Genomic DNA, 21,090 nt, shown 5'->3' on the forward strand with positions numbered 1-21,090 from the left:
ATGGATACTCTGTCGCCACCTATCGCAACCACACCTTGCGTAAAACGGTGCTCAGAAACGTTCTTCACAAACGACGAGTTAATAGATGGTAAATGGCCGGCGGATCATCTGCATCGGCCCATATCCCCGCAGGCTCGCATGCCCAGCTCGGTCGACAATGATGTGGTCGTGCACGGCGACCCTGACGACTTTGCGACGAGGTTCTATGCCCCCACCTTCGCCAGAACGTCCGCGCGCAGAAAGCGCTCGATGAAGAGCATGAACAGCACGGATGGCACCAGGAGGATCAGTGCCGTGATCGAGGCGACCTGGTAGTTTCCGCCCATCGCCGCATTGTAGAGCAAAAGCGGCAGCGTCGTGACTTGCGGAACGCCGACGAAGAACGTGCCGGTGAACTCGTCCAGTGATTCCAGGAAGACGAAGATGCCGCTGGCGATGACACCCGGCGCGGCCAGGGGGAGCGTCACCGTGAAGAAGGTGCGCAGCGGCGAGGCGCCGATGTTCCGGGCCGCGAGTTCGAGATCCCTGTCGACTGCCGCGAAAGCCGCGGCCGCGATCCACACGGAATAGACCAGGCCGTGAGCGGCGTGGACCAGCACGACGCCGAGCACCGTGCCGTTGATGCCGAGGCCATAGAAGATCCGCGCCACGTTGATGTAGATCGCCACCGAGGGAAAGGCCTGGGGCAGCAGGAACACGATCATGAACAGCGAACGCACCGGCAGCCTCAGGCGCGCCAGCGCGTAGCCGGCCGGCACGGAGAGCGCGAGCGCGACGACGACCGTCAACACCGCAATCGAGACCGAGGTCGCGAGCGAGGCCATAGCATCGCCGGTCGGGCGGAACACCTGCTCCCAGTAGCGGGTGCCGTAGGTGACCGGCAGCTTGTAGGGCGTATACCATCGCTCGGCCACCGACCACAGCGCCAGATTGGTGAGCGGACCGATCAGCGCAAAGGCGAAGGCCGCAAGAAGAACGGCCGCCAGCGCAGCGCGCAGCAAGGATGCGACGCGGCTCATGGCGCGCCCTCCTTCGCCATGCCGTGCCGGAGATAGAGGATCGCAGCGCCGGCGCTGATCAGGTAGGTGATGACGCCGAGTGCATTCGCCGTGGCATAGTCGCCATAGGCGTTGATGCGGAAGGCCATGTCGACGGTCAGCATGGTCGGTTGCGAGCCGGCCACCATCATCGGCACCGAGAGCACCGAGAGCATCGTCACGAACGACAGGACGAGCGCGACGAGCAGCGTCGGCATCGCCTGCGGCAGCGCCAGCTCGATCAGAACCCTGAGCCGCGAGGCGCCGAGATTGCGCCCGGCCTCGAGGGTCGCGCGGTCGAGCGAGGCCAGCGCGCCGGCCAGCAGCAGGGCGACGAACGGGGTCTGCTTCCACACGAAGGTGACGATGATCCCGCGCCAGTCGAGATAGCTCACTGCCTGCAACGGCTCCAGCAGGCCGAGCGAGACGAAGGTATTGTTCATCAACCCGTTTTTGGCGAGGAAGGTGCGCATGCACTGCGCGGCCACGATGAAGGGAATGAACAGGGGCCAGCGGTAGAGCGCGCGCAGCGTTCCGACGACCCATGGGTTCTCGCCGAGCGTCAGCGTGCCGGCGATGGCGATCGCCGCCAGCGCCGTCAACGCGCAGGAGCTCACCACGATGACGATCGTGAAGAGGATGTCGCCGGAATAGAGTTCGAAGGCCTTGCCGAAGGCCTGCAGGGAGAACCCTCCCTCAGGAGCGGTGAAGGCCGTGACGAGAGAGAAGCAGAGCGGATAGAGGAACAGCGCCGCGACGAGCGCGAGTCCCGGCGCGATCAGCAGCAAGGCGAGCTGGCGCTGGGACAGGCTCATGATATGGCGCGGCGTTCCGGACGCCATTCCGCAACGCGTCTCCTCAGTTCGCGACCTTCTTCTCGTAGCCCTCGAGAATGTCGTTGAAATAGGGCGCGATCGGGAAGGGTTTCGCGTTCTTGGACAGGTCGGCCGGGGTGATGTCGGTGAAGAGCTTGTCCCACGCCGCCTTGTCGAGCTTGCCTTCGAGGTTCTTGGCGTCGATGCCCGGATACCAGTTGAACTTCTTGACGATGCCGTCCGCCTGGACCTGCGGGCTGGTGGCGAGCGCGATGAACTCCTCTGCGAGCTTCGGCTGCGCCGCCTTCTCCGGCACGGCGTAGTACATCGGCTGCCCGGGCATGCCGGGCGAGGCGAGCTTGAGCTTCATGTTGGGCGGCAGCTTGCCGTCAGCCTGCCAGGAATAGAACATGTCGACCCAGACCGGGCCCATCGCGATCTCGCCGCGGTTGAGCATGTCGAGCGTGCCGGCATTGCCGGGCGTGATGACGATGTTCTTGTTGAAGTCCTTCAGCTCGCTGAAGGCTGTGTCCCACTTGGCCTTCTCGGCCGGGTCATACGGCCCCTCGATCAGTTTGCCGGCGTCGCCGCCGAAGGCATAGATCCAGCCGGCGACGAAAGCCACGCCGGACATGCCGCCCTTGATGCCATTGTAGCCGAACTGCTTGGGGTTCTTTTTCACCCACTCCTTGAGCTCGGCGAAGTTGTCGGGCGGGGTCTTGAGCATATCGGCATTGTAGGCGAGCGCGGTCTGCGACTGGAACATCGGGATGACGTAGCCCGAGACGTCGGCGCCGAGCGAGTTCTTGGCGGTCTCGCTGGAAACCAGTTTCGCGGTGTCGACCTTGTCCGTGTATTTCGCGAGCAGCCCTTGCTTCACCATCGTCCCGGCGGCCTTCTGGTGGATCACGACCACGTCGAAATCGGTGGTCGCGGCGCCTTTCTGCGCGTCGAGCTTCTCAAAGATCTTCTGGGAGCCGGCATCGCCGGGACCGGTGCCGACGGAGACGACCTTCACGCCGGGATGGCTCTTCTCGAACATCGGGCCGAGATAGTCCTTGACGTAGTCGACCATATTCTGGTCGCCGGCCGAGGCGACATTGAGGGTCTGTGCGGCGAGAGGCGACGCTGAGAGCAGCGCCGCAAGGGAGCAGGCTAGGTTGAGAATGCGCATGGGTCTGGCTCCTGGTCAGGCGGCGGTGGCGGCTTCGGCCGCGGGAAAGATGTGAAGACGTCGCAACGGGATGCGCAGGCCGACGGCGGCGCCCGGTTCATGGCGTGCTGCGTCGTCGACCGTGATCTGTCGCCCGACCGCCTCGACGCGATAGCGATAGAGGCCGCCGGGATAGCTGCGCGCGGCGATGCGCCCGGGCACGAGGAGATCGCCCTGTGGCATCGCATCGGGCGCCGCGAGGCTTGCGACGTCGTCGCGGAAATAGGCTACGGCCTCGCCCGTGGGCAGCGCCGTGGCATCGTCGTGCGCGAGCCGGGCGACCGCGTGTCCGGCACTGACGGCCGTCCCGTCCTCGTTGCGCACGACATGCACGGGCAGGACGTTCTCCGCACCCATGAAATTGGCGATAAAGGCGCTCGCCGGCCGATCGTAGACCTCCTCGGGTGTGCCGACCTGGGCGATCCGGCCCGCCTGCATGATGACGAGCCGGTCCGCCATGGTCATGGCTTCCTCGCGATCATGCGTGACGTGGATGGCCGTGACGCCGAGCCGCTGCTGAATCGCGCGGATCTCGTGGCGCATCGCCATCCGGATCTTGGCGTCGAGATTGGACAGCGGCTCGTCGAGCAGCAGGATGCGGGGGTCGACCGCAAGCGCCCGGCCGAGCGCGACGCGCTGCCGCTGCCCGCCCGACAGCGCCGTGACCTTGCGCTGCTCGTAGCCGCCCAGGCCCAGCATCGTGAGCAGCGAGGCCACCTTGGCAGCGATCTCGGCCTTGGCGGTGCCCCGTAGCTTCAGCCCGTAGCCGATGTTCTGCAGCACGGTCATATGCGGCCACAGCGCGTAGGATTGAAACACCATCGCCATGTCGCGCTTCTCCGGTGGCAGCAGAGCGACGTCACGGTCACCGACCACGATCGAGCCGGAGCGCACCGGCACGAAGCCGCACAATGCGCGAAGAAGGGTGGTCTTGCCGCAGCCGGAGGAGCCCAGGAGAGCGGTGAAGCTGCCGGGGGCAAAGTCGAGGCTGACGCCGTGCAGCACTGGCGTGCCGCCATAGGCAACGTGCAGGTCCCGCACCTGGATAGCCGCGCCGGCGCTCGACACGCCATGCGTTTCCGCCTGCACGATTCGTTCCCTCCACGCCGATGTCATTCTGCCAGAATGGAATTGTCCTTCCATTCCGCGACCGGCTTGGAATAAACGTATCGATCCGTAGCGTGCTGATGCAACAGATTTGTGAAACCCAAGATTTGTGAAGCCAGGATTTGTGAAACCATGCCTGCCAACGCGCAATCGACCTGGCTCATGCCAAACAGCGACGACGAAGTCTTGCTCCCGTGGTTGATCCCTGATCTTGCGGAGCGCTTTGGCACCCCGGTCCCCACCGAGGTTGTTGGACGATGACGCCGGCGGATCTTGCAATGCGGCGTTATGCCGTCCAGGGCCTTGTCGCCGAGGCCGGGCGACTGGCGCTGGACTATTTCGGCAAGCAGGACAGCCTCGGCGTCACCCTGAAGGGCGCTCAGGACTGGCTGACGGTTGCCGACGGAGCCGTCGAGGATTTCCTGCGGCAGCGGCTGGCCGTGCTCTTCCCGACCGATACGGTGATCGGCGAGGAGGGCGGCGGCGCAGCAAGCGATGCGGTCTGGATCATCGATCCGATCGATGGCACCGCGAACTTCGCCCGCGGCGACCGCAACTGGTGCATCTCGATCGGATTCCTGCACAATCACGTTCCCACCATCGGAATCGTGGCCGCACCGGCGCTGGACGAGCTCTACGTTGCCCGGCGCGGACAGGGCGCAACGCTGAACGGGCGGCCGATCACCGTCTCGGGCACCGAGGACCTCAAGCGCGCCTATGTCGAGCTCGGCTGGTCGACCCGCATTCCCTTCGAGCGCTACCTCGCCGTCCTCCAGCGCGGCAACGCCGCCGGCTGCGCGGTGAAGCGCTCCGGCTCGGGTGCGCTCGGGCTCTGCCATGTCGCGAATGGGCGCACCGACGCCTATCTCGAGCTGCACATCAATGCATGGGACGTCGCGGCGGGCATCGTCATCGCCGGCGAGGCGGGCGCATCGATCAATGATTTCTTCGCTGGCGACGGCATCAGCAAAGGAAATCCTATTCTCTGCTCCACTCCCGCGCTTGCTCCGCAGCTACGCGAAATCGTGGGGATTTCGTAAAGCAGGATCCAGAAAGCGCGATAAAATAAGGTGCGGCCGGCTGCCCGCTTCACCTCTCCCCAGCGGGGAGAGGTCGGATTGCGAAGCAATCCGGGTGAGGGTCCGCAGCGCTCAGTAGGACCGTAACCCCTCACCCAGATCGCATCTTGCGATGCGATCTGACCTCTCCCTTCGGGAGAGGTGAACTGTGTCCTCGGCTCGCACCCTCTCAAGGCTGCTTGTCCGGCTTCTCCGGCATGATCTGGAGCAGCGGCTCGGGTCCGATCGAGATCTGGCCTGCGAATGGCCGGTCGTGCGCGGCGATCAGGAGCACGGATGCCGAAACGCCGGTCGCAAACAGGCCCATCGCGATTGTCGCCGCGAGGCGGTTGTCGCAATGGACGAGGCCTATCACCACAAGCGCACACGCCGCCTGCAAATAAAGACACCACCATTTGACGGCATTCACCGCGGTAAGGCTGATGATGATGCGCTGCCGGCGCGCATCCAGCGCCTGCTCCAGCGCGTTGATGAGCTCGCGCTGCACGGTCGCCTGACCCGTGCCCTGCGGCGTCATCGCGACGACGAGCTGCAAGGCTTCGGCAAGCGCCGACGGCGTCGCTTTCAGGGAGACCTCCCGCTGCGCCATCATCGGCCACTCCACGGTGGCGGCCTGCCCGACATAGTCTCGCACCAGTCCGCGCAGGTGCGCGTCCTGCTCCGCTGGCAGGCCGGCGGCGAGCAGCTGACGCTCCTCAAGGCACTGGCCTCGCGGCTCACCGCGGCGCTGGCGCGATCGCTGTCGCCCCACACCTGCGCCGCCGTGAAGGCAACGAACAGGCCGAAGATGATGCCGAGCACCGGCAACATGCCCGGCGAGATCGTCTTCAGCGATTTCGTCCGCGCCTCCGTCGCGAACACCATGACCGCCGCGAACACCGTCGCGGCCAGAAAATAGGTGAAGCCGAAAATCACCAGCGCCATCCACGGCACCGGCAGGTTATGCAGCCAGTCGCTCATTTCATCTCATCACTTGTTTGGAAGGTCTTCAGATCAAGCGCAAGCCGCGCAGGCTCGCATGCCCGCCTTTGCCTACGATGATGTGGTCGTGCACGGCAATCCCCAGCGGCTTTGCGATCTCGATGATCGCCTTGGTCATCTGGATATCGGCCTGCGAGGGTGACGGATCGCCGCTCGGGTGATTGTGGACCAGGATCAGCGCAGTCGCCGATAATTCCAGCGCGCGCTTGATCACCTCGCGCGGATAGACCGGGGTGTGGTCGACGGTGCCGGTCTGCTGCACTTCATCAGCGATGAGCTGGTTGCGCTTGTCGAGAAAGAGCAAGCGAAACTGCTCCTTGTCGGCGAAGGCCATGCTGGAGCGGCAATAGTCGATCACCTCGTTCCAGGACGACAGCGCATTGCGGCTCTTTACCTCGCCCTTGGTCACGCGGCTTGCCGCTGCCGCGATCAGCTTGAGCTGGTTGATCGCGGCCTCGCCGACGCCCTCGACCTTGCGCAGCCGCGCCACCGGTGCGTGGATGACCTCGGCGAACGAGCCAAACGTCTTGATCAGCGTCTTCGCAAGCGGTTTTGTGTCGCGTCGCGGCAGCGCCGGAAACAGCGCCATCTCCAGCAGCTCGTAGTCGCTCAGCGCATCCGCGCCGGCGCTGTAAAAGCGCTCGCGCAGCCGCTCGCGATGGCCGTGATAGTGCGGCGGCTCTGGCGGTTCGGGCTTCTCGGAGGGGTCGCTGGACTTCGCGGGCATCGCACGCAGCTTCGCCGCGGAACCGCGATTTTGCAACCGTCAATTGCGATCGCGTTCAGCGGCCCGGCTTCAGCCCCGGCACCAGCGCGGCAAGCCGGTCCTTGATCTGACGGCCGAACATCGGCCCGCCTGACGGCGGAGGTCCGCCGCGTGCTCCCGGTGGAGGCGTCGGGCCGGCGCGCCCCATCAGCGAAGCGCTGGGCGAGTCTTCGTGATAGAAGCTCCGCGTAGTTCTTCTTTGGCTCGTGCGTGAGTACCTTTGCTCGGTCTCCGGCAGCGATTAGTTCGGTTGCGATGTCGTCAGGAAGTGAGAGCGCGTTGCGTCGAGCTATGAATTCCGCCGCTCGTGCGAATCGCCACGAGCAACGCAATTTTAGGACAGTGTGTCAGGGAGGAATACAAGCCAGACGAGAGTTTTTCACCGTCGATAGGGCCGACTCACGTTATGCTACGATCAGCCCTGCGCCTAAATTTTCTCCATTTTCCAGTTGCCACAATGAACTACGACGAATTCATACGTGATGGTCGCTCGCGTTACGATCTCTTCGCTAAAATGGTCGTCTCCATCCTCCGATCAGCAATAGATGCCGAGACGCGCACCTTCAGGGTGCAGCAGATTACCTCCCGTGCCAGGGACCCTGTATCGCTTAGGCGTAAGCTCACTGAGCGGGGACTACTAGCTAGCAACGGTATTGAAGAGGAGCTGAAGGATCTCGCGGGATGCAGAGTGATTTTTTACACCAATACCGACGTCGATCGGTTTCTTAACTCTCGATTGGTTCACGAGAATTTCGTTATCGATTTTGATGGTTCGAAAATCCACCATGCCGTGGGAAAAGAACGCTCGGCCGATCAGCTCTACTTCGGAATTCACTACCTGGTCTCATTGACTGAAACGCGCCTCGCGCTGCCAGAATATGCCCAATTCCGTGGTATGCGATGTGAGATACAGTTTCAGACGATTTTGAACCATGCATGGGCCGAAACGTCACACGATATCATTTATCACCCCGCTCCAATGCGGGGCTTTGGTACCGAGCACTTTGCTGACATCAAGAAGCGCTTGGAAAGGATTATGAACCAGTACCTTCTGCCTGCGGGATACGAGTTTCAGAAAGTACAGCATGACTACGAGCGCTTGCTTGCAGGGAAAGCATTGATTGATCGCGGCACATTCGAAGTGCTGGAGAATGCCAAAGACAATAATGAGCGCTACGAGCAGCTTTCACGGATTCGAAAGGATCTTCTCCCGCTCTACGACGATGTGCCCGCCATCACTCCCGAACTAATCCGTTTGGCGGCCGTCGCGATCAAAGCAGCCAGAGATACGCCTACAATCAAGATAGAGACTGAATTCGGTAGTTTCGACGGACGAACTGCCGAGCAAGTGGCCAATGAGGCCCTGCAGCTGATCGACAATGTCCGGTACGTTGATATCGACCTGACATTTGGTACGCTCTGCGATCTCTATATCACCGCGAGCTCAGATGAAGAGCGTAAGCGGATCCTCGAGTCGGTCGAAACGCTCGCCAAACACGATCTCAATGCATGGAGGCAGGTCGGTTTTGGTGTGCAGAAGGTGCTCTACGACGCTATTTGCGGGCTGCCTGACCCGCAGAAGCATGCGCTGCGGCCCGTGATAACCGCGGTGTGTCGTCAGTTCCTGGATACCGATCTGCAGGGTACAACATGGCACTTCAATTCCGTTAGCCTGGAGCGGGCGGCCGTACCTGCATCAACTGCGTACACGGACTTTCGCGCGGGTGTTTTGGCGCTCCTTTTCGACCAATACCGAACGGCAGACTCGCCCGTCGACAAGATGCAGATAGAGCAAGCTCTCAGCACGGCCACACGTTTCCCAATGGACGGTGGAAGTGATGATTTGATCGCAATGGTGTTCGACAACACCAAGGAGGTAATCGAGTTCTTCCTTGATCGCGTTAACGATGAGTCGTTCGAAATGCTGCAGCATATCGAGCATCAGTTCCTGTGGTTGTATCGACGCAGCAAGGAAATGGCGGCCGGCGAGCTTGGAAGTGGTATTCCGGCGAAAGCGCAGGCGCTCGTCGCGGCGATTGAGTGCTTCCGCGACCGCGTGAATGCGATAGACAAATTCGTGAAATTCAAAACGCTTGTTGGATATCAATCCGTGTTTCCGCTGGAATGGACCGGAGACGGAATGGATATTGAAGGTGCGCAGAAGTACCGAGCAGGTAAGATCACCGAATATGCAAACTCGGTCACGGCCGAAAATGCAGATGAGTGGTTCGAGGTCATTGAGTTCTGTGCGGCGGTCAAATCGAACGATGCTGCGACCTTCCCCAGCTTCGGAGAGTTTTTGAAGCAGGTTGCAGCTCGAAATCCCGACGTAATGGTCAGCTATCTCACACAGCATGAAGCGGTGGTGGGCAATTTTATACCTGGAATATTAGCCGGATTTGCCGAGAGTGACCGACCCCAGATTGCACTCTCGTTTATTGATCAGTGGATCGATCAAGGGCGCCACCTTCATGCCGTTGCTCGTTATCTTCAGTATGCGACAAATACTGCGGAAGAGTTGGTGGCGAAGGTCGGCGAGCAGGCCATCCAACAAAGAGATGCGATTGCGACTATCGGTGTGATCGTCGCGATAGTAGCGCGGCAGCTGACTTCTCTTGTTGATGTCACCTTTATTCCGTCCATCCAGAGGCTGACTGACATGAAGGATGCGCGATGGGTAAACGGCGTTTGGTATTTGCCAGCTCTCAGGCCCTTCCTTGAAGCCTTGGCCGAGGAGCAATGCAAAGTCTTGACTGAGAACTTAGTTCTGCGGGATCGAGTCGATCATCATGATGAACGTGTGCTCAGTGCGATTGCGCGCAGATATCCGCAGCTCGTTCTGAATTTCCTCAAAGCTCGATTGGATCGCGAGGAAAGAGGCGAGGGCGAGGGGCGCTATGAGGCGGTGCCCTACCACATGGTAGACTTGGGCAAGTTGCTTGCTCAAGAACCCAAGCAAGTCGTTCAAGCCGCGCAAAGCTGGTATTCTTCAGTTCACTTACACGGGTGGACGACTACTGCAGAACATCTTCCCCGGGATTACAAAAGACTACGAAGCAGAGTTGCTCGCGCTCGTTGAACGTGGTGTCGACGATGATATAAATTTTGTCTTGAGCCTTCTTCGGGCCTACAGCGGCGGAACGTTTTTGCACGACTTATGCAAATCTTTGATAGGCGTGCTTCCCGATGGCGACAAGAGAATTGGCCAAGTCCAGATGATACTCGATAGCACGGGCGTGGTAAGAGGCGAGTTCGGTATGGTTCAAGCTTACCAGCGCAAGAAAGACGAGATCCAGCCGTGGCTTTCTGACTCGCGGCCGAAGGTCAGGGCTTTTGCTGAAGCCCACATTCGCGCGCTGGATCGTGAAATCGCATCTGAGCAACGACGTTCCGAAGCCGAGTACGAACTTAGGCGCAGAGACTGGCCAGAAGACGAGAGTTGATCAGTTAAACCAATTGCGATCGCGTTCAGCGGCCCGGCTTCAGCCCCGGCACCAGCGCGGCAAGCCGGTCCTTGATCTGACGGCCGAACATCGGCCCGCCCGCGGGCGGAGGTCCGCCGCGCGAACCGGGTGGCGGCGGTGGCGGGCCGGCGCGCCCGACCGTCGCGTCGACGCGGCGGTCGACGCCGAGCGTCAAGCTCGCCACGTAACGGTCGCGCTCCTCCTTCACCGCGCAGAAGGCGCGATGCTCGGGATCGGAGCGCTCGATCACCATGTCGTTGGCGTTGATGATCGTGCGTTGCCGCGCGCGGTCCTTGTAGGCGGGCACGTTGGTGTAGATGAACTCGTTCAGCGCGTCGGGCAGGAAGGTCTGCCCGGTCAGCACGTTTTTCTCGTCGAGGAAAACCTTGAAATGGATATGCGTGGTGCGGCCGTCATACCAGCCGGGATAGATCGTGTTGAACGTGACCCAGCCGGCGTAGTCAGTCGCTTGAGTGCCGCGCAAAAACGTCTTGCCGGTCGCGTCCACGTTGTGGCTATCACTCTGGCCCGGAAACGCCGAATAGAGGCCCTTTGCGTCGCAATGCCAGATGTCGACGCGGGCGCCCCTGATCGCTGTGCAGGGCCCGGCCTCGATCACACGCAGCCGCAGCGTGAGGGGAATGCCTTGCTTGCCCTCGGTGATGTCTGTCCGCAGCAGCTTTGGATCGGCATAGAACGGCCCTTCCTCTGCCTGCGGCGTCAGGATGCAGGCCGGCTCATCCGAGGCCGCGGCGGGCTCGGACGCCGCCTGCGCGCGGGTTGGCAGCAGGCCTGCGGCACTGGCCGATACAAATCCGAGAAAGCCACGGCGCGTCGACGTGCTCACTTCGTTTCTCCTGTTGCGTTGACGGGCACTTCAACAATTCTGTTTTCGAGTTCGGTATTGTAGCCCATCTGCTTTTCTCCTTCGCATAGCCTTGAATATCTGGTTGCCAGCGCGAACGAAACGAAATCTGGCGGCTTGCAAGCGGCCCCCAGCCGTTTCGATGGACGATGCGTCTGATGTTGACCGAGAAAGCTCTACACGTCGCTCGTCACTTCACGCGCAAGGTCGTGATGCCGGATCACTTCTTTGATAATAAACGCGAGGAACTTCTGGGCAAAATCAGGGTCAAGATTAGCGTCTTGCGCTAGCGCACGCAGTCTTTCGATCTGCTGTTCCTCGCGAACTGGATCTGCGGCGGGCAATTGAAGCTGTGCTTTTAGTTCTCCGACCCGCCGAGTACACCTAAAGCGTTCCGCGAGGATGTGAACCAGCGCTGCGTCCAGATTGTCGATGCTGCTCCGAAGAGCGCTCAATTCAGATGGAGTAGTTTCCAAATCCTCATCTCCTTGCGATGCGAAGTATTCAGTCTCTCTCGGTCCACGACCTACTCACCAAAATCTCTCCTGTTGCTCTGACGACAGATTGTCATCGGCGAACGGAATGGCAAGATCAGGCTTCGAAGATGGCGATAATCAGCCCGGAGGTTTCCCGCTGTTTCGCGCCGGCAGGGGCACCGTGACGGCAACGACGCCGGTGAGAATGAGCGCCATTCCGGCAGCAATTGACCATGTAAAGCGCTCGCCGAGCCATGCGGTGCCGAGCGCCACCGCAAAGCCTGCGCGCAGGTAGCTCCCGCTGGTCGTGCCGAGCGGGCCGATCGTGTGGATCAGGTGGAAATAGATCACCATCGCGAAGGCCGTGCAGACCACCGCGAGCGCGATCACCGCCGCGATCGCCTGCGCCGGCGGCGACGCCAGCGTCCAGGGCCGTTCGAGGATGGCTGCGACGGGGAGCATCAGGAGCGCGGCGCAGCTCATGGCGCCGGCCGCGGTGACGATTGCGGGGAGGTTCGAGAATCGCTGGCCCCATATTGGCGCGAGTGCGTAGCAGAAGCTCGCGCCGAGCACGGCCATCTGCGCCAGTGGCGCCGCCGTGCCGATCCCGGACAGCGCATCGATGCCCATCGTCATGGCGACACCGGCGAGGCCGAGGCCGACGCCGATGATCTTCTGGCCGCTGATCGCCAGTCGTCCGCGCCCGGTCATTAGCGCGATCGCGAGCACGAACATCGGCGGGGTCGCATTGAGCACGCCGGCGAGACCGCTCGCGATGTGCAGCTCGCCCCAACTGATCAGGGTGAACGGCAGCGCGCTTTGCAGCAGCCCCTGCACGAAAAAAGCCGCCCACACCGATAGCTGGCGAGGAAGGGCGTGTCTCTGCGCGCGAGCGATCAGGACCAGGAGAATGGCCGCGATCGCCACGCGAACGGCAACCATCGTGAATGGCGGAATCGTGGGGATCGCGACCTTGATCAGCGTAAACGAGCTGCCCCAGATCAGTGAGAGAAGCAGCAGGAGCCCGATCTCGAACGCGAGAGAGGTTTGCCCCGACGTTGCCTGTTGCGCCTGTGTGCTCATGCCATTTGCTCCGGGATGTTTCGGCACCATGATCCCCAAGCGGCGGCGCAGGCTGGCTGGATTCGGACCTCATCGACCGATCGAGTCCGATTTCAGCTACTCGGCGGGCTGTGCTGAAACTATTATCCCGCCATGGCGAAGGCTTTGGTGCACCGGCAGACACTGCCACCGCATCTCGACTGGGAGACCTGCGATCGGGCGCGGCTGGCGCGTGCCCGCGCCTTCGACGGGTTGTTCTTTTCCGGCGTTCGCTCGACGCGCATCTACTGCCGGCCGGTCTGCCCGGTTCGTCCGGCGCGCTCCGAGAACGTCACCTTCTATGCGACCGCAGCCGCCGCCGAGCGAGCCGGCTTTCGCCCGTGCCTGCGCTGCCGGTCGGAAACGGCGCCGGGCTCGCCGGCCTGGATGGGAACAGCCACCACCGTGGCGCGCGGGATGCGCCTGATCAATGACGGCTTTCTGGATCGGGCGTCGATGACGGAGCTTGCCGAAGCCCTTGGCGTCGGGCCGCGCCATCTCCTGCGCCTGTTCATGCGCCATGCCGGCGCGAGCCCGAGCGAGATCGCAGCAACGCGCCGCGTGCAGGAAGCCAAGCGCCTGATCGACCAGACCGACATGAATTTGGCGGAGATTGCCTTCGCTGCCGGCTTCGGCAGCGTTCGGCGGTTCAACGATGCCTTTGCCGCGACCTACAAGCGGCCGCCATCGTCATTTCGTCGGCGATAGGCGATGCGGCGGAGGCGGTGGCGGGAGATCAGCCAATTTGCTTCTCGCCGTGTCGTTACCGCTCAAGACGTTGCCGGCTTTTGGGTCGCGATTGACTTGGTGGCCTCGATGCCTGGCTCGAAGTCCAGATATTCCGGCGGGCGCCGGGCGAGGCGCGCCCGCTTGATGCCGGCCTTTACGAATTCCTCGATATGCGCGGGAACGAGGTGCAGCCGCCCCAGGTCGCGGGTCAGGGTCTGTTGCAGTCGGCGTCTCGTCAATTCGTCGTTGACGTCGAATCGGTCCAGATAAAGGTCGAGGATGCGTTGCTTGTCGGCGTCGCTGGGATAGCCCATCCGGATATGCGCATCGAAGCGCCCGGCTCGCTTTGCCAGCGCTTCGTCGATTGCTTCCGGATGATTCGTCGTGGCGATTGTAACGATGTCGTCATACGCAGAGCCTCCGGACAGAACCTGAAGCAGCTCACCGGTGACGTCGTCCTTGTTGGTACCCGCAAGAGCATAGGGATTTTGCCGGCTCTTGGTCATGAGATCGAGGTCTTCGAGGATGACGACGGCCGGGGCCAGCGCTTGGGCCAGATGGTAAATCGCGCGGATGTGTTCGACCGCTTCGACGACCAGAATCGTGGCCTCGCCGGCGACGTCGTTGACGAAGCACTCGATCGCCGTCGACTTTCCATCGCCGGGCGGGCCCGAGAGAAGAAGTCCGCGCCTGATGCTGAGACCTTCCGTTTTCAACATGTCGCGGTTGCGGATCGACGCGGCGATGAAGTCGAGTTCACGACGGGCGTGCTCATGGGGGATCACATCGTTCCAGGAGCGGTCTGACATGCGCGAGCGGACAGTCCGAAGGTCGCGGTTGATGAGCACCACCCGGCCTTTGAATGGGTTCGACTCGCGCAGCAGCTGACGTACCAGCGACACGACGGCCGCCTCGTCCTGTTCGCGATAGATCAATCCGACGCTATCAAGGGGGGACTGGCCGTATACATGGCGGTCTGCCATCTGAACCACGAGCATGAACTGCGCGCCCGTTTCCGGGACCGTGCCCCGAAAAACGCTGCGCGGCCGTATCACCTGCAACTCGCCGTCGATGGTGAGGGTGATCTTGTTCGCGCGCCGGCCCGGGATGACGGCGTTGCGATCGGCAGAGCCGAAACCGGGAAGGTCGCTCAGCCACATCCAGCCAGGAAGATCTCCCAGTTTCCGGGTCAGGATTGCGATCGTGGCGTCGTCGGCGGGCAGCGACAGCGTGCTCGGGTCTTTGCCGCCGCAGAAGATGCGGAACAGGGCCGAATAGCCGATCTGCGGCGTCGCCGAGCGTTTGATCTGCTTATGCTGAGCCACGATGTAACCAAGGGCGGCGGACATTGTCGCAAAGCCCTTGATGGTGTCTTCCGGTATCTCGGTGAGTAGCTGGTCCTTCAGCGTCAACGATGCTGCGGCGGATTCGGCGTAGAGCCGCTTGATGAGCGGGTCGCTGGCTACAGCGGCGCCTTCGCTGACCTCGTAGACGCCATGAACGAACTCGCCGTCGGCATCGGTGCCATACACTGTTGCCGTCACGTTGAGCGACGATGCGAGAATTTCAGCGGCCTTGCGGGCCTCGGCCATCCCTTTGACCGATCGCTCCTCGATCACCGGCTTGCCGGCAACTTCGGAGTTGCAACGAACCACATATTTCTGGCCGACCGACGAGCGGTTCTGCTCGACCTTGAACCACATTCACCATGAACCCCAGCCGCGCCGCTAGCTCGCGGCGCCAGCGCTGCCGATCTCTATCAGACGACTTCCGCGCGTTCCAGGGTGCCTCGCGACACGATCAGCGGGCGATCACGCCACCTGCTTCTCGCCGTGCCGCTCCGACAGCGTGAAGATCTCGACGCCGGTGGCGGTCACGCCGACGGAGTGCTCGAACTGCGCCGACAGCGAGCGGTCGCGGGTGACCGCGGTCCAGCCGTCGGACAGAATCTTCACGTGGGGCTTGCCGAGATTGATCATCGGCTCGATGGTGAAGAACATGCCGGGCTTGAGCTGCACGCCTTCGCCGGGCCGGCCGATATGGATGATGTTCGGCTCGTCATGGAACATGCGGCCGAGACCATGGCCGCAGAAATCACGCACCACACTCATGCCCTGCGGCTCGACGAAGCTCTGGATGGCGTGGCCGATGTCGCCGGTCGTGGCGCCGGGCTTCACGGCGGCGATGCCGCGCATCATCGCCTCATAGGTCACTTCGATCAGTCGCTCGGCCTTCCGCGCGATCGGGCCGATCGCATACATGCGGCTCGAGTCGCCGTACCAGCCATCGACGATGAAGGTGACGTCGATGTTGACGATGTCGCCTTCCTTCAGCGGCCGGTCGCCGGGCATGCCGTGGCAGACCACATGGTTGAGCGAGGTGCAGGTCGAGTAGCGATAGCCGCGATACATCAGCGTCGCCGGATAGGCACCATGGCTGAAGGCGAACTCGCGGACGAACTCGTCGATGCGCGATGTCGGCACGCCCGGGCCGACGATGTCGGTGAGCTCATCAAGACACTTGGCCACCAGCGCGCCTGCCTTGCGCATGCCGACGAACGCGTTCGGGCCATGCAGCTTGATCTGTCCGGTCTTGCGCAAGGAAGTATCGGTGGCTTCGACGTAGCTCATGAAAGGTAATCTTTTCGGCGGAAGCGTTTGATTTCTGGCCCTAATTTAATGATCGCGGGCCTTCATGCAAGCCAAGCTTGGCCGCCTTGCGGCGAAAAGCTGCCTCAACTCGGGACTTCTACGGTGGTTTCGACCGGCAGTGCGCCGCCGCGGACCCGGATTTCCCGCACCGGGTAGGGAACCCGGATGCCCTCGCGCTTGAAGGCGTCCCATAGCGCCAGCATCACGTCGCTCTTGACGTTGTCCATGCCGTCGGGGTCGGCGATCCAGAAGGTCAGCGAGAACTTCATCCCGGCCTCCGCGAATTCGGTCAGGATGCAATTCGGCGGCTTGCCCTTCTGCGCACGCGGATGTGCTGTGGCGGTTTCGGCGGCGAGCTTGCAGACGAGCCGCGGATCGGCGTCGTAATTGGTGCCGAAGGCGATCTTCACCAGCGTGTTCTTGTCGGTGTAGGTCCAGTTGACGACCTTCTGCGTCACCAGATCTTCGTTCGGCACCAGGAATTCGCGGCCGTCGCCAGCAGCGACGGAAATATAGCGCGTCTTCATCGCGCTGATGCGCCCGGTATTGTCGCCGATCGTGACGAGGTCGCCGGGCTTCACCGACTTGTCCGCGAGCAGGATGATGCCGGAGATGAAGTTCGCGACGATCTTTTGGAGGCCGATACCGATACCGACGCCGACAGCGCCGGAGAACACCGCGAGCGCCGACAGGTTGATGCCGACGGCGTCGAGCGCGATTACGACGGCCACCGTCAAAAGCCCGATGCGGATGATCTTGATCAGCAGCACCTGGACCGACGGGGTCAGGTCGGCCGTAGAGTTGATCCGGCTCTCGGCGAAATTGCTGGCGATGTTGGTGAGCCAGAGCGCGATGATCAGGAGCGCGCCTGCCTTGATCAGCAGCAGCGGCGTCAGCCGCAAGCCGCCGAGCACGATCGCGAAGGAGTCGAGCAGATCGACCGTCGCATCCAGCTGGCCGATGATGGAAAGGGCCGCGACGAACCACGCCGTGACCGACACCAGCTTGACGATGAAGGCGTTGCGCAGCACCGAGGTCACAAGCCGGATCACGAGCCAGGCGAGGCCGAGCTTTGCGGCGACCATCAACAGATAGCTGCGGCTCGGCCAGGTTGCGTGGGACATCACCACGCGCTCGACGATGACCAGGAAGGTGAAGACCGCCGTGGATGCGCTGCCGACCAGCACGCGGATGAAGTGGCGCAGCGGCAGCGGCCAACGCATCGCCAGCGACGTCATGTCGATGCGGTTGCGGATGGCCGCCTCGGAGGCCCAGGCGATCCCGGCCGCTCCCAGCATCAGGCCGAATTGCAGGTAGAACCAGGGCGAGGCGATCTCGGCGCCGACGCTGCGCGCCGTCGTCTGCAAGAACTCCATGAGGTCTTTGAGGTCCATGTCAGTGGCGAGGTTTCGTTGGCAGATCGGGCGGGTTTGATTCGCGGCAGCGGCAGATTCCCACAAAGGGTGCGGCCGGGCCATCGATACACCGGCACGCGATGCGAGTTAAGGCCGTAAAATGCGGGCAGATTGCCGCGAGCGGCAGAAATGGGTTGGCGGGCAAGTGTGGCGACGATAAGGATGGTTTTACAATGATTTCCTCTCCCACGTGACGACGGATGGCGTCCCTCGACTCGGTCAGCATCGCGATCCTGCTCGGCGCCGTCCTGGTGATGGCGGGCATCCTGTCGAGCTTGCTCGCGTTGCGCTTCGGCGCGCCCCTGCTGCTGGTCTTCCTCGTCATCGGCATGCTGGCCGGCGATTCCGGCCCCGGGCAGCTCCAGTTCGACGACGTGCGGACGACCTACCTGGTCGGCTCGGTGGCCCTCGCGCTGATTCTGTTCGACGGCGGCCTGCGTACGCGCTTCCAGAGCATCCGCACGGTGCTGGCGCCGTCCGTGGTGCTCGCGACCGTCGGGGTGCTGCTGACCGCGCTGATCACGGCGCCGTTCGCAAAATATGCGCTCGATCTCAACTGGGCCGAGTCGCTGCTGGTCGGCGCCGTCGTCGCCTCGACCGATGCCGCCGCGGTGTTCCTGCTGGTGCACACGCAAGGCCTGCGCCTGCGTCCGCGCGTCGGCGCGACGCTGGAGGCGGAATCCGGCACCAACGATCCCTTTGCGATCTTCCTCACCCTGATGCTGGTCGAATATATCTCGCTGGGATCGAGCTCGCCTGGGCACGTCTTGATGGAGTTCGTCCAGGAGGCCGTGCTGGGCGCGATCGTCGGCGTGATCGGCGGCCGGCTGGTGGTGATCGCGCTCAATCAGGTGGCGCTGCCGCAGGGCCTGCATGCGCCGTTCGTGACCACAGCCGCGCTCGTCATCTTCGGCGGCTCGCAGATCATGCACGCCTCGGGGTTCCTCGCGGTCTATCTCGCCGGCATCATCATCGGCAACCGGCCGACCCGCGCACATAATTCGGTGGTGACGTTCCTGGACGCCGCGACCTGGCTCGCACAGATCGTGATGTTCGTTTTGTTGGGCCTGCTGGTCTCGCCGCAGCGGCTCGGTTCCAGCGCCGTGCCCGCGATCGCCGTCGCGCTGGTCCTGATGCTGGTCGCACGGCCGCTCGCGGTGTTCCTGTGCCTTGCGCCGTTCCGCTTCAACTGGCGGGAAAAGGTCTTCATCGCCTGGACCGGCCTGCGCGGCGCGGTCGCGATCTTCCTGGCCTCGATCCCGATGCTGGTCGGGCTGTCGAAGGCCTATCTCTATTTCGACGTCGCCTTCGTGGTCGTCATCATCTCGCTGCTCTTGCAAGGCTGGACGCTGGCGCCCGCTGCGCGGCAGCTGCATGTCGCGCTGCCGCGCAGCGAACGCGGCCCACGCCGCGTGGAATTGGACCTGCCCGGGCAGCTCGAGCAGCAACTCGTCGGCTATGCCGTGCGGCCCAAGAGCCTGTATTTCCGCCGCGGCCTGATCCCGTCCTGGTCGAAGCCGACGCTTGTCATCCGCAACGAGAACATTTTGACTCCGACGGAGGCCGACCCGATCGCGCCGGGCGACTACATCTACCTGCTGGCGCCGCCGGAAAAGGCCGAGTCGCTGGACCGCTTCTTCGTCGACATGCAGCCGAGCACCGCGCCCGATCCGCATCTGCTCGGCGACTTCATGGTTTCCGCCGAGCATACGCTGGCCGAGCTCGCCGCGATCTACGGCGTCAAGGTGAGCGAGGACGAGGGCAAGCTGACACTCGCCGACTATTTCGACATCCATCTCGACCGCGCGCCGAAGGAAGGCGCCGAGCTCGCGCTCGACGAGATCGTGCTGGTCGCCCGCTCGATCTCCGGCGGCCGCGTCAACGTGGTCGGCCTGCGCCTGCCCGAGGACGAGGAGACGCCCGAGCCGGTGACGCGGATGAAGGCGCTGCGCCGCAAGCTCGCGGATTTGTGGATTTCGGTGGCGGGGATTTAGTGCCTACCTGCGCGCGACGGCGCGTGATGCCGACGTGCTTCTCCGGTGTCGTCCTGGCGAAAGCCAGGACCCATAACCACTGTCGGCAGTTTTACGAGGACTCGGAGTTACCATCTCCCGCTGCGACTTCTCCCTTGGGTAATGGGTCCTGGCTTTCGCCAGGACGACGACGGAGCGTGACAGCGTGCGGAACCGCCACCAATCCGCCGCGACTTGCCGAACATTCGCGCACCGCATCGTGATCGGAACACGGAACGCTCGCCTGTGCCCCTTGTTAGCCGCGTGGCAACTCAACAGGAGTGGTTCCATGCGAAAGTTCATCATCCCGATCGTCACGGTCCTTGCGCTCGGCGCGTCGGCGCCTGCCTTGGCCTTCGATTCCGGTGACCAGGTCTCGATGGAGGCCGCGCTCGGCATCGCTACCAACATCGGCATCAGGACCGTCTCGAACACCCAGTTCCTCGGCGACGAATGGCAAATCCAGGGCCGTGACCGCGCGGGCCGCTGGATGGAGGTCTATGTCGATGCCAACACCGGCGACGTGCGCAATGTTGAGAGAGGGTGGTAAGCGTTACGCAATCTCGCTGTCATTGCCCGCGAAAGCGGGCAATCCAGTATTCCAGAGGCGCCAGTTATTTTATTGAGAGGCCGCGGCGTACCGGATTCCCCGCTTTCGCGGGGAATGACAGCGGAAGTTGAGGCAGGTGAGGTGCCTCAAGCAAGATCGCCTTCTCACGTCAGCACCTTCACCCCGCCGGACGATGTCACGCGGCCCTGGCGCAGCATCACGATCTGGGTGGCGAGTTGGCGAAGTTCGGTGGCGTCGTGGCTGACATAGACCATGGGCACGTTGGCCTCGTCGCGCAGCCGCACCAGATAGGGCAGGATCTCGAGCTTGCGGCCCTCGTCGAGCGCTCCGAGCGGCTCATCCAGCAGCAGCAGCCGCGGCCTGGACAACAGCGCGCGTCCGAGCGCGACGCGCTGGCGCTCGCCGCCGGAGAGCTTTCCGGGCCGGCGGTCGAGCAGGGCGCCGATGTCGAGCAGATCGACGATGCGTTTCTCCTGCGCCGGATCATGCGCGAGGCGGTTCATGCGCCGGCCATAGTCGAGGTTCTGCGCGACGTTCAGATGCGGAAACAACCGCGCATCCTGAAACACGTAACCGATGCGCCGGCGGTAGGCCGGCACGTGGATGCCGGCGGCGGTGTCGTCGACGACGTCACCGTCGATGACGATGCTGCCGCGGTCAGGCCGCAGCAGGCCTGCGATCATGTTGACCAGCGAGGTCTTGCCGGCGCCGGACGCGCCGAACAGGCCGGTGACGCGGCCTTCGCTGGCGAAGGATGCCTGAAGCGAGAATTCACCGAGCTGTTTTTCGACGTCGACGCGCAGCATGG

Annotated in this window: 18 protein-coding genes and 1 pseudogene; 6 read left to right on the plus strand and 13 right to left on the minus strand. The window is 62.8% G+C overall.

Going from position 1 to position 21,090, the window contains the following annotated elements:
* Positions 1-203: 203 nt before the first annotated feature.
* The 4 genes from Q2941_RS34860 to Q2941_RS34875 are packed head-to-tail and all read right to left on the minus strand — an operon-like array spanning position 204 to position 4,154.
* A complete protein-coding gene (locus Q2941_RS34860; protein WP_458195281.1) occupies positions 204-1,019 on the minus strand; it encodes an ABC transporter permease in 816 nt (271 codons plus the stop codon).
* Complete coding sequence (locus tag Q2941_RS34865; RefSeq protein WP_458195282.1) at positions 1,016-1,879, minus strand: ABC transporter permease; 864 nt, start codon at positions 1,877-1,879, stop codon at positions 1,016-1,018. The genes Q2941_RS34860 and Q2941_RS34865 overlap by 4 nt, the downstream gene beginning before the upstream one ends.
* A 16-nt stretch (positions 1,880-1,895) precedes the next feature.
* Positions 1,896-3,026, minus strand: coding sequence for an ABC transporter substrate-binding protein (locus Q2941_RS34870; protein ID WP_458195283.1), 1,131 nt, complete (start codon positions 3,024-3,026; stop codon positions 1,896-1,898).
* A 15-nt stretch (positions 3,027-3,041) separates the two neighbouring features.
* Positions 3,042-4,154 carry an ABC transporter ATP-binding protein gene (locus tag Q2941_RS34875; RefSeq protein WP_458195284.1) on the minus strand — a complete coding sequence of 371 codons (1,113 nt, stop codon included), beginning with the start codon at positions 4,152-4,154 and terminating at the stop codon, positions 3,042-3,044.
* Positions 4,155-4,450: 296 nt separating this feature from the next.
* Between Q2941_RS34875 and Q2941_RS34880 the strand changes: the two genes are divergently transcribed.
* Positions 4,451-5,212, plus strand: a complete 762-nt coding sequence (locus Q2941_RS34880; protein WP_458195285.1) for an inositol monophosphatase family protein — start codon at positions 4,451-4,453, stop codon at positions 5,210-5,212.
* A 208-nt stretch (positions 5,213-5,420) separates the two neighbouring features.
* Here Q2941_RS34880 and Q2941_RS34885 read toward each other — a convergent pair.
* Together Q2941_RS34885 and radC are read right to left on the minus strand one after the other, a co-directional pair.
* A pseudogene (locus tag Q2941_RS34885) lies at positions 5,421-6,211 on the minus strand (bestrophin-like domain).
* A 28-nt stretch (positions 6,212-6,239) separates the two neighbouring features.
* Complete coding sequence (gene radC / locus Q2941_RS34890) at positions 6,240-6,959, minus strand: RadC family protein (RefSeq protein ID WP_027520880.1); 720 nt, start codon at positions 6,957-6,959, stop codon at positions 6,240-6,242.
* 496 nt (positions 6,960-7,455) lie between these two features.
* On the opposite strand from radC, the gene Q2941_RS34895 reads away from it, so the two are divergent.
* Both Q2941_RS34895 and Q2941_RS34900 read left to right on the plus strand, forming a co-directional pair.
* The gene (locus Q2941_RS34895; RefSeq protein WP_458195286.1) at positions 7,456-10,077 is read left to right on the plus strand and encodes a hypothetical protein; all 2,622 of its coding nucleotides are present in this window, start codon (positions 7,456-7,458) and stop codon (positions 10,075-10,077) included.
* Entirely contained in the window at positions 10,061-10,441 is a 381-nt protein-coding gene (locus tag Q2941_RS34900) for a hypothetical protein (RefSeq protein WP_458195288.1), read from the plus strand. The genes Q2941_RS34895 and Q2941_RS34900 overlap by 17 nt, the downstream gene beginning before the upstream one ends.
* 25 nt (positions 10,442-10,466) lie before the next feature.
* Here the strand turns inward: Q2941_RS34900 and Q2941_RS34905 are convergent, their stop codons facing one another.
* The 3 genes from Q2941_RS34905 to Q2941_RS34915 all read right to left on the minus strand — a co-directional run bounded on the left by Q2941_RS34905 (position 10,467) and on the right by Q2941_RS34915 (position 12,886).
* Positions 10,467-11,309, minus strand: coding sequence for an intradiol ring-cleavage dioxygenase (locus Q2941_RS34905; RefSeq protein WP_458195289.1), 843 nt, complete (start codon positions 11,307-11,309; stop codon positions 10,467-10,469).
* Between the two features lie 194 nt (positions 11,310-11,503).
* Positions 11,504-11,803: a chorismate mutase gene (locus tag Q2941_RS34910; RefSeq protein ID WP_458195290.1), complete on the minus strand. Its 300-nt coding sequence runs from the start codon at positions 11,801-11,803 to the stop codon at positions 11,504-11,506.
* A gap of 138 nt (positions 11,804-11,941) precedes the next feature.
* A complete protein-coding gene (locus Q2941_RS34915) occupies positions 11,942-12,886 on the minus strand; it encodes a DMT family transporter (protein ID WP_458195291.1) in 945 nt (314 codons plus the stop codon).
* Between the two features lie 132 nt (positions 12,887-13,018).
* On the opposite strand from Q2941_RS34915, the gene Q2941_RS34920 reads away from it, so the two are divergent.
* Positions 13,019-13,612 (plus strand): bifunctional transcriptional activator/DNA repair enzyme AdaA, encoded by a 594-nt coding sequence (locus Q2941_RS34920; RefSeq protein WP_458195292.1) that lies wholly within the window; start codon positions 13,019-13,021, stop codon positions 13,610-13,612.
* Between the two features lie 62 nt (positions 13,613-13,674).
* On the opposite strand, the gene Q2941_RS34925 is transcribed toward Q2941_RS34920, so the two are convergent.
* The 3 genes from Q2941_RS34925 to Q2941_RS34935 all read right to left on the minus strand — a co-directional run bounded on the left by Q2941_RS34925 (position 13,675) and on the right by Q2941_RS34935 (position 17,678).
* A complete protein-coding gene (locus Q2941_RS34925) occupies positions 13,675-15,045 on the minus strand; it encodes an ATP-binding protein (RefSeq protein ID WP_198031683.1) in 1,371 nt (456 codons plus the stop codon).
* A 399-nt stretch (positions 15,046-15,444) separates the two neighbouring features.
* Positions 15,445-16,263: a type I methionyl aminopeptidase gene (gene map, locus Q2941_RS34930; RefSeq protein ID WP_027520875.1), complete on the minus strand. Its 819-nt coding sequence runs from the start codon at positions 16,261-16,263 to the stop codon at positions 15,445-15,447.
* Between the two features lie 104 nt (positions 16,264-16,367).
* The gene (locus tag Q2941_RS34935; RefSeq protein ID WP_027520874.1) at positions 16,368-17,678 is read right to left on the minus strand and encodes a mechanosensitive ion channel family protein; all 1,311 of its coding nucleotides are present in this window, start codon (positions 17,676-17,678) and stop codon (positions 16,368-16,370) included.
* 221 nt (positions 17,679-17,899) lie between these two features.
* Here Q2941_RS34935 and Q2941_RS34940 point away from each other — a divergent pair, with 221 nt between their 5' ends.
* Together Q2941_RS34940 and Q2941_RS34945 are read left to right on the plus strand one after the other, a co-directional pair.
* Entirely contained in the window at positions 17,900-19,693 is a 1,794-nt protein-coding gene (locus Q2941_RS34940; RefSeq protein ID WP_254109976.1) for a potassium/proton antiporter, read from the plus strand.
* A gap of 307 nt (positions 19,694-20,000) precedes the next feature.
* Complete coding sequence (locus tag Q2941_RS34945) at positions 20,001-20,261, plus strand: PepSY domain-containing protein (protein WP_027520872.1); 261 nt, start codon at positions 20,001-20,003, stop codon at positions 20,259-20,261.
* A 164-nt stretch (positions 20,262-20,425) separates the two neighbouring features.
* Here the strand turns inward: Q2941_RS34945 and modC are convergent, their stop codons facing one another.
* Positions 20,426-21,088, minus strand: a complete 663-nt coding sequence (gene modC, locus Q2941_RS34950; RefSeq protein WP_458195294.1) for a molybdenum ABC transporter ATP-binding protein — start codon at positions 21,086-21,088, stop codon at positions 20,426-20,428.
* Positions 21,089-21,090: the final 2 nt, after the last annotated feature.

It is taken from the genome of Bradyrhizobium sp. UFLA05-153, assembly GCF_054185185.1.

Bases quoted from the DNA above. Each gene is read 5' to 3' on its own strand.
- Q2941_RS34940 (WP_254109976.1), top strand. From the start codon at position 17,900: ATGGCGTCCCTCGACTCGGTCAGCATCGCGATCCTGCTCGGCGCCGTC.
- Q2941_RS34895 (WP_458195286.1), top strand. From the start codon at position 7,456: ATGAACTACGACGAATTCATACGTGATGGTCGCTCGCGTTACGATCTC.
- Q2941_RS34870 (WP_458195283.1), bottom strand. From the start codon at position 3,026: ATGCGCATTCTCAACCTAGCCTGCTCCCTTGCGGCGCTGCTCTCAGCG.
- Q2941_RS34915 (WP_458195291.1), bottom strand. From the start codon at position 12,886: ATGAGCACACAGGCGCAACAGGCAACGTCGGGGCAAACCTCTCTCGCG.
- Q2941_RS34860 (WP_458195281.1), bottom strand. From the start codon at position 1,019: ATGAGCCGCGTCGCATCCTTGCTGCGCGCTGCGCTGGCGGCCGTTCTT.
- Q2941_RS34935 (WP_027520874.1), bottom strand. From the start codon at position 17,678: ATGGACCTCAAAGACCTCATGGAGTTCTTGCAGACGACGGCGCGCAGC.
- Q2941_RS34880 (WP_458195285.1), top strand. From the start codon at position 4,451: ATGCGGCGTTATGCCGTCCAGGGCCTTGTCGCCGAGGCCGGGCGACTG.
- modC (WP_458195294.1), bottom strand. From the start codon at position 21,088: ATGCTGCGCGTCGACGTCGAAAAACAGCTCGGTGAATTCTCGCTTCAG.
- Q2941_RS34920 (WP_458195292.1), top strand. From the start codon at position 13,019: ATGGCGAAGGCTTTGGTGCACCGGCAGACACTGCCACCGCATCTCGAC.
- Q2941_RS34945 (WP_027520872.1), top strand. From the start codon at position 20,001: ATGCGAAAGTTCATCATCCCGATCGTCACGGTCCTTGCGCTCGGCGCG.
- map (WP_027520875.1), bottom strand. From the start codon at position 16,263: ATGAGCTACGTCGAAGCCACCGATACTTCCTTGCGCAAGACCGGACAG.
- radC (WP_027520880.1), bottom strand. From the start codon at position 6,959: ATGCCCGCGAAGTCCAGCGACCCCTCCGAGAAGCCCGAACCGCCAGAG.
- Q2941_RS34865 (WP_458195282.1), bottom strand. From the start codon at position 1,879: ATGGCGTCCGGAACGCCGCGCCATATCATGAGCCTGTCCCAGCGCCAG.